Source organism: Streptomyces sp. NPDC059524 (assembly GCF_042749255.1).
GTDB classification, from domain to species: domain Bacteria; phylum Actinomycetota; class Actinomycetes; order Streptomycetales; family Streptomycetaceae; genus Streptomyces; species Streptomyces xanthii.
The window spans coordinates 11,357-24,095 of the sequence record NZ_JBHYTK010000003.1; the positions used below are offsets into that span (position 1 = coordinate 11,357).

The 12,739-nt window shown below is 70.1% G+C and carries 12 protein-coding genes; all 12 read left to right on the forward strand.

Annotation, left to right across the window (positions count from 1 at the left end):
* Positions 1-3: 3 nt before the first annotated feature.
* The 12 genes from murF (at position 4) to ACFW9D_RS01030 (ending at position 12,665) form a co-directional block, all read left to right on the forward strand.
* A complete protein-coding gene (gene murF, locus ACFW9D_RS00975; RefSeq protein ID WP_384616555.1) occupies positions 4-1,425 on the forward strand; it encodes a UDP-N-acetylmuramoyl-tripeptide--D-alanyl-D-alanine ligase in 1,422 nt (473 codons plus the stop codon).
* On the forward strand, positions 1,422-2,495 hold the full coding sequence (mraY, locus tag ACFW9D_RS00980; protein WP_188339410.1) for a phospho-N-acetylmuramoyl-pentapeptide-transferase: 1,074 nt from the start codon (positions 1,422-1,424) through the stop codon (positions 2,493-2,495). The genes murF and mraY overlap by 4 nt, the downstream gene beginning before the upstream one ends.
* Positions 2,477-3,919 carry a UDP-N-acetylmuramoyl-L-alanine--D-glutamate ligase gene (gene murD / locus ACFW9D_RS00985; RefSeq protein ID WP_384616557.1) on the forward strand — a complete coding sequence of 481 codons (1,443 nt, stop codon included), beginning with the start codon at positions 2,477-2,479 and terminating at the stop codon, positions 3,917-3,919. Before mraY ends, murD begins: the two co-directional genes overlap by 19 nt.
* 90 nt (positions 3,920-4,009) lie before the next feature.
* Complete coding sequence (gene ftsW, locus ACFW9D_RS00990) at positions 4,010-5,320, forward strand: putative lipid II flippase FtsW (RefSeq protein ID WP_188339412.1); 1,311 nt, start codon at positions 4,010-4,012, stop codon at positions 5,318-5,320.
* 6 nt (positions 5,321-5,326) lie between these two features.
* On the forward strand, positions 5,327-6,415 hold the full coding sequence (murG, locus tag ACFW9D_RS00995) for an undecaprenyldiphospho-muramoylpentapeptide beta-N-acetylglucosaminyltransferase (RefSeq protein ID WP_188339413.1): 1,089 nt from the start codon (positions 5,327-5,329) through the stop codon (positions 6,413-6,415).
* Between the two features lie 29 nt (positions 6,416-6,444).
* Entirely contained in the window at positions 6,445-7,251 is an 807-nt protein-coding gene (locus ACFW9D_RS01000; RefSeq protein WP_384616559.1) for a cell division protein FtsQ/DivIB, read from the forward strand.
* A 297-nt stretch (positions 7,252-7,548) separates the two neighbouring features.
* Entirely contained in the window at positions 7,549-8,775 is a 1,227-nt protein-coding gene (gene ftsZ, locus ACFW9D_RS01005; RefSeq protein WP_384616561.1) for a cell division protein FtsZ, read from the forward strand.
* Between the two features lie 31 nt (positions 8,776-8,806).
* Positions 8,807-9,538, forward strand: a complete 732-nt coding sequence (gene pgeF, locus ACFW9D_RS01010; RefSeq protein ID WP_384616563.1) for a peptidoglycan editing factor PgeF — start codon at positions 8,807-8,809, stop codon at positions 9,536-9,538.
* 6 nt (positions 9,539-9,544) lie between these two features.
* A complete protein-coding gene (locus ACFW9D_RS01015; RefSeq protein WP_188339417.1) occupies positions 9,545-10,291 on the forward strand; it encodes a YggS family pyridoxal phosphate-dependent enzyme in 747 nt (248 codons plus the stop codon).
* Positions 10,292-10,423: 132 nt separating this feature from the next.
* Positions 10,424-11,065 (forward strand): cell division protein SepF, encoded by a 642-nt coding sequence (locus ACFW9D_RS01020; RefSeq protein WP_188339418.1) that lies wholly within the window; start codon positions 10,424-10,426, stop codon positions 11,063-11,065.
* A 75-nt stretch (positions 11,066-11,140) separates the two neighbouring features.
* On the forward strand, positions 11,141-11,425 hold the full coding sequence (locus tag ACFW9D_RS01025; RefSeq protein ID WP_188339419.1) for a YggT family protein: 285 nt from the start codon (positions 11,141-11,143) through the stop codon (positions 11,423-11,425).
* Positions 11,426-11,480: 55 nt separating this feature from the next.
* Entirely contained in the window at positions 11,481-12,665 is a 1,185-nt protein-coding gene (locus ACFW9D_RS01030) for a DivIVA domain-containing protein (protein WP_188339420.1), read from the forward strand.
* The last annotated feature ends 74 nt before the right edge of the window (positions 12,666-12,739 follow it).

A 12,739-nucleotide genomic window follows, 5' to 3' on the forward strand; every position in this document is an offset into this window, starting at 1 on the left:
GTTGTGATCGCCCTCTCCCTCGCCGAGATCGCCTCAGCCGTCGGCGGGCAGACGTACGACATACCGGACGATTCGGTCCGGGTCACCGGGCCGGTCGTCATCGACTCGCGCAAGGTCGAGGCCGGCAGCCTGTTCGCGGCCTTTGCAGGTGAGCGGGTCGACGGCCACGACTACGCGCACCAGGTCGTCGACCAGGGAGCGGCCGCCGTCCTGGCGTCCCGCCCCGTCGGCGTGCCCGCGATCGTCGTCGACGACGTCCAGGCCGCGCTCGGCGCGCTCGCCCGGCACGTCGTGGCCCGCCTCGGCGCCACCCTCGTCGCGCTGACCGGCTCGGCCGGCAAGACCAGCACCAAGGACCTCATCGCCCAGGTGCTGCGGCGCAAGGCCCCCACGGTCTTCACGCCCGGCTCGTTCAACAACGAGATCGGCCTGCCGCTGACCGCCCTCTCCGCCACGGACGACACGAAGTTCCTCGTCCTGGAGATGGGCGCCCGCGGCAAGGGCCACATCCGGTACCTCACCGGTCTCACCCCTCCCAGGGTGGGCCTCGTCCTCAACGTCGGCACCGCGCACATCGGCGAGTTCGGCGGCCGCGAGCAGATCGCGGAAGCGAAGGGTGAACTCGTCGAGGCGCTGCCCGCCGACGGCACCGCGATCCTCAACGCGGACGACCCCCTGGTGCGCGCCATGGCCTCCCGTACACGGGCGAAGGTGCTCCTCTTCGGAGAGGCCGCCGACGCCGACGTACGCGCCGAGAATGTCCGGCTCACGGAGAACGGACAGCCCGCCTTCAGCCTTCACACACCCACCGGGTGCAGCGAAGTGACCTTGCGCCTGTACGGTGAGCACCACGTGTCGAACGCGCTCGCCGCGGCCGCCGTCGCCCACGACCTTGGCATGTCCGTGGAGGAGATCGCCCTCGCGCTCTCCGAGGCGGGCACCCTGTCCCGCTGGCGGATGGAGGTCACCGAGCGTCCGGACGGCGTCACGATCGTCAACGACGCCTACAACGCGAACCCCGAGTCCATGCGAGCCGCCCTGCGCGCGCTCACGGCGATGGGCCAGGCCCGACGGGCCGCGGGGGGCCGTACGTGGGCGGTGCTCGGGCAGATGGCCGAGCTCGGCGACGAGTCGCTGGCCGAGCACGACGCCGTCGGACGGCTCGCCGTCCGGCTCAACGTCAGCAAGCTCGTGGCAGTCGGGGGCAGGGAAGCGTCCTGGTTGCAACTGGGCGCCTATAACGAGGGTTCGTGGGGTGAGGAGTCGGTGCACGTGTCCGACGCACAGGCGGCGATCGACCTGTTGCGCAGCGAGCTGCGCCCGGGAGACGTCGTGCTCGTGAAGGCATCCAGGTCGGTGGGCCTGGAGAGCGTGGCACAGGCGCTGCTCGACAGCGGCATCGACGCCGGGGCTGATGCCCGATGATGAAGCAGATCCTCTTCGCGGGTGTGATCGGCCTGTTCCTGACCCTGGTCGGGACGCCGCTGCTCATCAAGCTGCTGGCCCGCAAGGGCTACGGCCAGTACATCCGGGACGACGGCCCGCGCGAGCACCACGCCAAGCGCGGTACGCCGACGATGGGCGGTATCGCCTTCATCCTGGCGACCCTCATCGCGTACTTCCTCAGCAAGCTGATCACCGGCGCGGCCCCGACCCTGTCGGGCCTGCTGGTGCTCGGCCTGATGGCGGGCATGGGCCTGGTCGGCTTCCTCGACGACTACATCAAGATCGTCAAGCGGCGTTCGCTCGGCCTGCGGGCCAAGGCCAAGATGGCCGGACAGCTGATCGTCGGCATCGCCTTCGCGCTGCTCGCCATCAACTTCGCGGACGTGCGCGGCAACACCCCCGCCTCCACCAAGCTCTCCTTCGTGGAGGACTTCGGCTGGACGATCGGCCCGGTGCTCTTCGTGGTCTGGGCGCTGTTCATGATCCTCGCGATGTCGAACGGCGTGAACCTCACCGACGGCCTCGACGGCCTCGCCACCGGCGCCTCCGTGATGGTCTTCGGCGCCTACACCTTCATCGGCGTCTGGCAGTTCCAGGAGTCCTGCGCCAACGCGCAGACCCTCACCAACCCGGCCGCCTGTTTCGAGGTCAGAGACCCACTCGATCTCGCCGTCGTCGCCTCCGCGTTGATGGGCGCCTGCTTCGGCTTCCTGTGGTGGAACACCTCGCCCGCCAAGATCTTCATGGGCGACACCGGCTCGCTCGCCCTCGGTGGCGCCCTGGCCGGTCTCGCGATCTGCTCGCGCACCGAGCTCCTGATCGCGCTCCTGGGCGGCCTGTTCGTCCTCATCACGATGTCCGTGGTCATCCAGGTCGGCTCCTTCAAGATGACCGGAAAGCGCGTCTTCCGCATGGCGCCGCTGCAACACCACTTCGAACTCAAGGGCTGGTCCGAAGTCCTCATCGTGGTCCGCTTCTGGATCATCCAGGGCATGTGCGTGATCGTCGGACTCGGCCTCTTCTACGCAGGATGGGCAGCCAAGAAGTGACCACGCCCCAGGATTCCTGGAACGGCAAGCACATCACCGTCGCCGGTCTCGGCGTGAGCGGCGTCAGCGCCGCCCGCGCCCTGGCCGGCCTCGGCGCGTCCGTGACCGTCGTCGACGGCGGCGACAGCGAGACGCACCGCGAGAAGGCCGCCCTGCTCGCGGACGAGGGCATCGCCGTACGGCTCGGGGACGCCGAGACGCTCCCCGAGGGCACGGAACTCGTCGTGACCTCCCCGGGCTGGAAGCCCTCGTCGCCGCTCTTCGCGGCGGCCGCCGCGAAGGGTGTCGACGTCGTCGGCGACGTCGAGATCGCCTGGCGGCTGCGCGGCCCGGACGCGGCCCCCTGGCTCGCGATCACCGGCACCAACGGCAAGACCACGACGACCCAGATGCTCGCGTCGATCCTGGAGGCGGCGGGTCTGCGCACGGCGGCCGTCGGCAACATCGGCACCCCGATCGTCGACGTCGTCCTCGAAGGCGACGACGCCTACGACGTGTTCGCCGTCGAGCTCTCCTCGTACCAGCTGCACTGGGCGCCCTCCCTGCGCGCCCACTCCGGCGCCGTCCTGAACCTCGCGCCCGACCACCTCGACTGGCACGGCTCCATGGAGGCGTACGCCGCCGACAAGGGCCGCATCTACGAGGGCAATCAGGTCGCCTGCGTCTACAACGTCGCGGACAAGGCCACCGAGGACCTGGTCCGCGAGGCCGACGTCGAGGAGGGCTGCCGCGCCATCGGCTTCACCCTCGGCACCCCCGGCCCCTCCGAACTCGGCGTCGTCGACGGCATCCTGGTGGACCGGGCCTTCGTCGAGAACCGGCAGAAGAACGCCCAGGAGCTCGCCGAGATCTCCGACGTCAACCCGCCGGCCCCGCACAACATCGCCAACGCCCTCGCGGCGGCGGCCCTCGCCCGCGCCTTCGGCGTCGAGCCCCAGGCCGTCCGCGAGGGACTGCGCAACTTCACGCCGGACGCGCACCGCATCGCGCACGTCGCCGACGTCGACGGGGTCGCGTACGTCGACGACTCCAAGGCGACCAACACCCATGCCACGCAGGCCTCGTTGGCCGCGTACGAGTCCATCGTGTGGATCGCCGGCGGCCTGGCCAAGGGCGCGACCTTCGACGAGCTCGTCACCGGCGCCGCGAAGCGGCTGCGCGGCGTCGTGCTCATCGGCCAGGACCGCGCGCTGATCCGCGAAGCCCTGGAGCGACACGCCCCGGAAGTCCCGGTGGTCGACCTCGAGCGGACCGACACTGGGGCGATGTCGGCGGCGGTGCAGGAGGCGGCACGGCTCGCCCGCCCGGGCGACACCGTCCTGATGGCCCCGGCCTGCGCGTCGATGGACATGTTCACCAACTACAACAAGCGTGGCGAGGCGTTCGCGGCAGCGGTCCGCGAACTCGGCGCCACCAGCGTCTGACGGGACCCCCGGGTGCCCGGTGACGCCGGGCACCCTCGGGAGGGGACGTGGCAGCGTTGACGGAAGGCTCAGGGGCTCGGGGGAGCGGCAATGCCCGGTAGTGCCCGTACGACCAAGCGCCCCGCCGCACCGCCCCGCAGGACCAGCAAGGTCTACCGGGCCCGCGCCAACCCCGTGCGCACCTTCTACGGGCGCGCCCGCCGCGCCTGGGACCGGCCGCTCACCGCGTACTACCTGATCCTCGGCGCCGCGTCCCTGCTCACCGTGCTCGGCCTCGTGATGGTCTACTCGGCGTCGATGATCACGGCCCTGCAGATGGGCCTGTCCAGTTCGTACTTCTTCCGCAAGCAGTTCGTCGCGGCCGTGCTCGGCACGATCCTGCTGCTCGTCGCGATGCGGATGCCGGTCAAGTTGCACCGCGCGCTCGCCTACCCGATCCTCGCCGTCAGCGTCTTCCTCATGGTCCTCGTGCAGATCCCGGGGATAGGAGTGTCGATCAACGGCAACCAGAACTGGATCTCGCTCGGCGGCCCCTTCATGCTCCAGCCCAGCGAGTTCGGGAAGCTGGCGCTCATCCTGTGGGGCGCCGACCTGCTGGCCCGCAAGCACGACAAGCGGCTGCTGACCCAGTGGAAGCACATGCTGGTGCCGCTGGTCCCCGTCGCCTTCCTGCTGCTCGGACTCATCATGCTCGGCGGCGACATGGGCACCGCGATCCTTCTCACAGCCATCCTGTTCGGCCTGTTGTGGCTGGCCGGCGCCCCCACCCGGCTCTTCGTCGGGGTGCTCGCGGTCGCCGGCGCCATCGGGATCATGCTCATCAAGACCAGCCCGAACCGTATGGCGCGCCTGGCCTGTCTGGGCCGTGCCGACGCCGGGCCCGACGATCTGTGCTGGCAGGGACTGCACGGGATCTACGCCCTGGCCTCCGGCGGACTCTTCGGTTCCGGCCTGGGGGCGAGTGTGGAAAAATGGGGTCAACTTCCCGAAGCGCACACCGACTTCATCTTTGCCATCACCGGTGAGGAACTGGGCCTGGCGGGGACGCTGTCGGTGCTCGCCCTGTTCGCGGCTCTAGGCTATGCGGGTATCCGCGTGGCCGGACGCACGGAGGACCCCTTCGTTCGATACGCCGCGGGTGGCGTGACGACCTGGATCACGGCGCAGGCCGTGGTCAACATCGGTGCGGTGCTCGGCCTGCTGCCGATCGCCGGAGTCCCGCTCCCGCTGTTCTCGTACGGGGGTTCGGCGCTGCTGCCGACCATGTTCGCCGTAGGACTTCTGATCGCGTTCGCGCGGGACGAACCGGCGGCGCGGGCGGCCCTCGCCATGCGGCAGCCACGGATGAGATGGAACACGATGCGACGGCGCGCTCAGGCGCGTTCGTCCGGAGAGCGGTGAATTTCGGTGCATGTCGTACTCGCCGGTGGGGGGACCGCCGGCCACATCGAGCCGGCGCTCGCCCTCGCGGACGCCCTGCGCAGGCAGGACCCGACCGTGGGGATCACGGCGCTCGGCACGGAGCGCGGCCTGGAGACCCGTCTCGTACCGGAGCGCGGCTACGATCTCGCGCTGATCCCCGCCGTACCCCTGCCGCGCAAGCCCACCCCTGAACTGATCACGGTCCCGGGGCGGCTGCGCGGCACCATCAAGGCCGCCGAGCAGATCCTGGAGCGCACCAAGGCCGACGCCGTCGTCGGCTTCGGCGGCTACGTGGCCCTGCCCGGCTATCTCGCCGCCAAGCGGCTCGGCGTGCCGATCGTGGTGCACGAGGCCAACGCCCGGCCGGGTCTGGCCAACAAGATCGGCTCGCGGTACGCGGCCCAGGTCGCGGTCTCCACGCCCGACAGCAAGCTGCGGAACGCCCGCTACATCGGCATCCCGCTGCGCCGCACCATCGCGCTGCTCGACCGGGCCCAGATGCGCCCGGAGGCCCGTGCCGCGTTCGGCCTCGACCCGAACCTGCCGACGCTGCTGGTCTCCGGCGGCTCGCAGGGCGCCCGGCACCTCAACGAGGTCGTCCAGCGCGTCGCCCCGCTGCTCCAGCAGTCCGGCATCCAGATCCTGCACGTGGTCGGCCCGAAGAACGAACTGCCGCAGGTCCAGCAGATGCCGGGGATGCCCCCGTACATCCCGGTACCGTACGTGGACCGGATGGACCTCGCGTACGCCGCGGCCGACATGATGCTCTGCCGCGCGGGCGCGATGACCGTCGCCGAACTCTCCGCCGTCGGGCTCCCGGCCGCCTACGTCCCGCTGCCCATCGGCAACGGCGAACAGCGGCTGAACGCCCAGCCGGTGGTCAAGGCCGGCGGCGGCCTGCTGGTCGACGACGCGGAGCTGACCCCCGAGTGGGTCCAGGGCAACGTCCTGCCCGTCCTCGCCGACCCGCACCGGCTGTACGAGATGTCCCGCGCCGCCTCCGAGTTCGGCCGCAGGGACGCCGACGACCTCCTCGTCGGAATGGTGTACGAGGCGATCAACTCGCGTCACTAGCGGACGTGCGGATGTGAAGGCAGGGGAGCGTGGCCAAGGCGACCACCGCGGACCGCGGCGAACGCGACAGGACCGGGACGCCCGAACCGCCCCCCGCCCCCACGAGGGTGCGCATGCCGAGCGTGCGCACCCTCGTCGTGACCGGAGTGCTGCTCGTCCTCGCCGTGGCGGGCGGCATCTGGCTCCTCTACGGCTCCCAGTGGCTGCGTGTGGACCGCGTGACCACCTCGGGCACCGAGGTCCTGACCCCGGCCGAGGTGCGGGACGCGGCCGCCGTGCCGGTCGGCGCCCCGCTGGTCTCGGTCGACACCGACGCCATCGAGGCCCGGCTGCGGCGGAAACTGACGCGGATCGACTCGGTGGACGTCGTCCGTTCCTGGCCGCACGGAATCGGGCTGAAAGTGACGGAACGCAAGCCGGTTCTCCTCAGTGAAGACTCCAGAAATTCGGGCAAGTTCGTCGAAATTGACCGTAAAGGCGTCCGTTTCGCGACGGTCGACAAGGCCCCCGAAGGCGTTCCCCGCCTCGAATTGACGCCGGATCACAGCGGCGCCGCGGCCAGTCTGCGCCGCTTCGGCCCCGACCGGCTGGTGCGGGAGGCGGTGCGCGTCGCGGGGCAGCTGCCGCCGGGAGTCGCGCGCGACACCCGGAATCTCAAGGTCCGTTCGTACGACGCCATCTCGCTGGAGCTCACCCGGGGGCGGGTCGTCGAGTGGGGAAGTGCCGAGAAGGGCGCGGCCAAGGCGCGTGCACTCGTCGCTCTCATGAAAGCAGCCCCGAAGGCCCGGCACTTCGACGTGAGTGTCCCCACCGCCCCGGCCTCGTCGCGGAGTTGACGCTCATCGGCGCAGGCCAGCACCCTGGTTGGGCAGCGCTACGGCTGATCACATAGGGTGAAAAGAAAAACGGGAGGTTCGGCGTGTTCGTTGAACGGGCGCCACTTGTCGACTTAGTGTCAGGTTCGGAAGAGTCCAGGAAACAGACACACTGGTAACCCTAAACTTCAGCGTTAGGGTTCGGGTCGGCAGTCGACTAGTACTCAACTAGTGGTCCGGACCGTCCCAATTCGGCATCAGTCGTCGCACCGTAGAAGCGAAGCGGCGACACGTAACTCGAGGCGAGAGGCCTTCGACGTGGCAGCACCGCAGAACTACCTCGCAGTCATCAAAGTCATCGGTGTCGGCGGCGGTGGTGTCAATGCCATCAACCGGATGATCGAGGTCGGTCTCAAGGGCGTCGAGTTCATCGCCATCAACACCGACGCGCAAGCCCTGTTGATGAGCGACGCGGACGTCAAGCTCGACGTCGGCCGTGAACTCACCCGCGGACTCGGCGCCGGAGCCAATCCGGCCGTCGGACGCAAGGCGGCCGAGGACCACCGCGAGGAGATCGAGGAGGTCCTCAAGGGGGCCGACATGGTCTTCGTCACCGCCGGTGAAGGCGGCGGCACCGGCACCGGCGGCGCACCCGTCGTGGCCAACATCGCGCGCTCGCTCGGCGCCCTCACGATCGGCGTGGTCACCCGCCCGTTCACCTTCGAGGGCCGGCGCCGGGCGAACCAGGCGGAGGACGGCATCGCCGAGCTCCGCGAAGAGGTCGACACCCTCATCGTCATTCCGAACGACCGGCTCCTGTCCATCTCGGACCGGCAGGTCTCCGTCCTCGACGCCTTCAAGTCGGCGGACCAGGTCCTGCTCTCCGGTGTCCAGGGCATCACCGACCTCATCACCACCCCGGGTCTCATCAACCTCGACTTCGCGGACGTCAAGTCCGTCATGTCCGAGGCGGGTTCGGCACTCATGGGCATCGGCTCGGCCCGCGGCGACGACCGCGCCGTGGCCGCCGCGGAGATGGCGATCTCCTCGCCGCTCCTCGAGGCGTCCATCGACGGCGCCCGCGGCGTGCTGCTCTCCATCTCCGGCGGCTCCGATCTCGGCCTGTTCGAGATCAACGAGGCCGCCCAGCTGGTCAGCGAGGCCGCGCACCCCGAGGCGAACATCATCTTCGGCGCCGTCATCGACGACGCCCTCGGCGACGAGGTGCGGGTCACCGTGATCGCCGCCGGCTTCGACGGCGGCCAGCCGCCGAACAAGCGGGACAACGTGATCGGTTCGGCCTCGGCCAAGCGCGAGGAGCCCGCCCCGGCCTCGCGTCCGGCGTCGGCCCCCGAGCCCTCGCGCCCGAGCTTCGGCTCGCTCGGCAGCGTCACCCCGCGGGAGGAGCCCAAGGCTCCGGAGCCCGTCGAGGCCGCGCCGGTCAACGAGGCGCCGGCCGTCCCGGTCACCCCGCCCCAGGTGCCCCGGCCGTCCTACCCGGACAGCCAGGCCGAGGAGCTGGACGTCCCGGACTTCCTGAAGTGACGTTCCTGGGCCTGATGGGGACGTCGCCGAAGTGATAGGACAGCGCGACACCGTGAGCGGCGCGCACTTCGCCTTCACCGACCGGTGGGGCGGGGTGAGCGCCGCTCCGTACGCGGAGCTCAACCTCGGCGGCGCGGTCGGTGACGACCCCGCGGCCGTCCTGCGCAACCGGGAACGGGCGGCGCGGGAACTCGGCCTCGAGCCGGGCCGGGTGGTCTGGATGAACCAGGTGCACGGGCCCGACGTCGAGGTGGTGGACGGACCCTGGGGCCCGGACGCCGACATTCCGTGCGTCGACGCGATCGTGACCACGCGGCGCGGGCTCGCCCTCGCCGTGCTCACCGCGGACTGCACACCCGTCCTGCTCGCCGACCCGGTCGCCGGTGTCGTTGCCGCCGCACACGCGGGGCGCCCCGGCATGATCGCCGGAGTTGTCCCCGCCGCGGTCGGCGCGATGGTGCGGCTCGGCGCGGACCCGGACCGGATCGTGGCCCGTACCGGACCCGCGGTCTGCGGGCGGTGCTACGAAGTCCCGGCCGAGATGCGCGCGGACGTCGCCGCGGTGGAACCCGCGGCGCACGCCGAGACCAGTTGGGGCACCCCGGCCGTCGACGTGACCGCCGGTGTGCACGCGCAACTGGAGCGGCTGGGGGTGCGCGACCGCGAGCAGTCGCCGGTGTGCACCCTCGAATCGCACGACCACTTCTCCTACCGCCGCGACAAGGCCACCGGCCGGCTCGCCGGCTACGTCTGGCTGGACTGATACGACATGACGGACCTTCAGGGACCTTCGGACCTCCAGGGCCGCGAGGCCGAACTCGCCTCGAACCTGGCGGCGGTGGAGGAACGTATCTCTGCCGCGTGCGCGGCCGCCGGCCGCAAGCGCGAGGACGTGACCCTGATCGTGGTCACCAAGACCTACCCCGCGAGCGACGTGCGGATCCTGTCCGGGCTCGGCGTGCGGCACGTGGCCGAGAACCGCGACCAGGACGCCGCCCCCAAGGCCGCGGAATGTGCGGATCTGCCCCTCACATGGCACTTCGTCGGCCAGTTGCAGACCAACAAGGTCCGTTCCGTGGTCGGTTATGCCGGTCTGGTGCAGTCCGTCGACCGCGCGAAGCTCGTCACGGCCCTGTCCAAGGAGGCCGTGCGGGCCGAGCGCGAGCTGGGCTGTCTGATCCAGGTCGCGCTCGACGCCGAGGAGGACGGGCGCGGTGAGCGCGGCGGCGTGGGAGTGGGGGGAGTGGAGGAACTGGCCGCCCGCGTGGCCGAGGCTCCGGGGCTGCGGCTCGACGGTCTGATGACGGTCGCGCCGCTCACGGGGGCCTACGCGGGGCGGCAACAGGCGGCGTTCGAGCGGCTCATGGATTTGTCGACTCACCTGCGCGTGGCCCATCCGGCTGCGAACATGGTGTCGGCAGGGATGAGTTCGGACCTCGAAGAGGCTGTGGCGGCCGGAGCGACACATGTGCGCGTCGGTACGGCGGTCCTCGGAGTCCGACCCAGGCTCGGGTAACGTCGCCAAGAAGTCGGACCACAGCAGAAAATATGGTCATTCTCGCTGATGGGCGGGGAGATCGCGTGGATCGCGGGCACATTGGTTGACGTCAGCCTCAGCCGATCCACCACAGAGCGGAGGACTCAGAGCATGGCCGGCGCGATGCGCAAGATGGCGGTCTACCTCGGCCTCGTGGAGGACGATGGGTACGACGGCCGGGGGTTCGACCCCGACGACGACTTCGAGCCCGAGCTCGACCCCGAGCCCGAGCGTGACCGCCGACGGCACGAGCCGTCGCACTCGTCACACAACTCCCGCCCGGCAGAAGCGGACGAATCGGTACGAGTGGTGCAGGCCCCCGCGCCGCGCGAGCCGGTGCGCCAGCCCGCGTCGCTGACCGCCGATTCCGGACGTCCGGCGCGAATCGCCCCCGTGGCATCCATCACACCTGAACGTCAGAGCCTGGAGAAGAACGCACCGGTGATCATGCCCAAGGTCGTGTCCGAGCGGGAGCCGTACCGCATCACCACGCTGCACCCGCGGACCTACAACGAGGCCCGTACCATCGGGGAACACTTCCGCGAGGGCACTCCGGTGATCATGAATCTGACGGAGATGGACGACACCGACGCGAAGCGACTTGTCGACTTTGCGGCCGGTCTGGTGTTCGGTCTGCACGGGAGCATCGAGCGGGTGACTCAGAAGGTGTTCCTGTTGTCGCCTGCTAACGTCGATGTCACGGCGGAGGACAAGGCCCGCATCGCAGAGGGCGGGTTCTTCAACCAGAGCTGAGACGCAGCACTAGTTCAACGGCTAGCTATGTACTAGTCACGAGGCACGAGACACAGGGGAGAGGGAACCACCGACATGGGCGTGGTTTTGGATGTGGTCTACATCGCGCTGATGTGTTTCCTCATCGTGCTGATCTTCCGGCTGGTCATGGACTACGTCTTCCAGTTCGCCCGCTCGTGGCAACCCGGCAAGGCGATGGTGGTCGTTCTGGAGGCCACCTACACTGTCACTGATCCACCGCTCAAGCTTCTGCGGCGGTTCATTCCGCCGCTGCGTCTCGGGGGCGTGGCGCTCGACCTGTCCTTCTTCGTACTGATGATCATCGTCTACATCCTGATCTCCGTCGTGAGCCGGCTGTGAGCACGATGTCAATTACGGTCTTGCCGAATGCCGACGACAACGTTGAGGTGAAGAGATGCCGTTGACCCCCGAGGACGTGCGGAACAAGCAGTTCACGACCGTCCGCCTCCGAGAAGGCTATGACGAGGACGAGGTCGATGCCTTCCTCGATGAGGTCGAAGCCGAACTGACCCGTCTCCTTCGTGAGAACGAGGACCTGCGCGCCAAACTCGCCGCAGCCACCCGTGCCGCTGCACAGAACCAGCAGCAGGGCGGCATGCGCAAGGGCCCCGGTGGCCCCGAGGGCCAGGGCGGTCCGCAGGACCAGCAGGGTCCGCCGCAGGGTATGCGCGGTCCCGGCGCCCCCGTGCCCGCCGGCATATCGGGCCCGCCGCAGCAGCAGATGGGTGGCCCCATGGGCGGCCCCCCGCAGCTGCCGAGCGGTGCCCCGCAGCTTCCGGCCGGTCCCGGTGGCCACGGTCCGCAGGGACCTGGCCCGCAGGGTCCCGGTCCGATGGGCCAGGGCCCGGGTCCGATGGGCCAGGGTCAGCTCGGCCAGGGTCAGCTCGGTGGTCCCCAGGGACAGCTGAGCGGCCCGATGGGCGGCCCCATGGGCGGCCACGGCGGTCCCCCGCAGATGCAGCAGCCCGGCCAGGGTCCCGGTGGCGACAGCGCCGCGCGTGTCCTCTCGCTGGCCCAGCAGACCGCCGACCAGGCGATCGCCGAGGCCCGCTCCGAGGCGAACAAGATCGTCGGCGAGGCCCGCAGCCGCGCCGAGGGTCTCGAGCGTGACGCCCGTGCCAAGGCCGACGCCCTGGAGCGGGACGCGCAGGAGAAGCACCGCGTCGCGATGGGCTCCCTGGAGTCCGCTCGCGCCACGCTGGAGCGCAAGGTCGAGGACCTGCGCGGCTTCGAGCGCGAGTACCGCACGCGTCTGAAGTCGTACCTGGAGTCGCAGCTGCGTCAGCTGGAGAGCCAGGGCGACGAGTCGCTGGCCCCGCCGCGCAACCCGGCCGCCGCGTCGCTGCCGCCGTCCCCGGCGCCGTCGATGGCTCCGGCCGGTGCGGGTGCCCCGTCCTACGGTGGCAACCAGACCATGGGCGGCAACCCGCCGGCCGGTGGTCCGTCCTACGGCGGCCAGCAGCAGATGTCGCCCGCGATGACGCAGCCGATGGCGCCGGTGCGGCCGCAGGCCCCGCAGCCGATGCAGCAGGCTCCGTCGCCGATGCGCGGTTTCCTCATCGACGAGGACGACAACTAAGCGGCGCCCCGCGCGCCTGAGAAGGCGTCGGCGTTCATTCAGGACCTGGCCCGGATCGTTTCTGCGATCCGGGC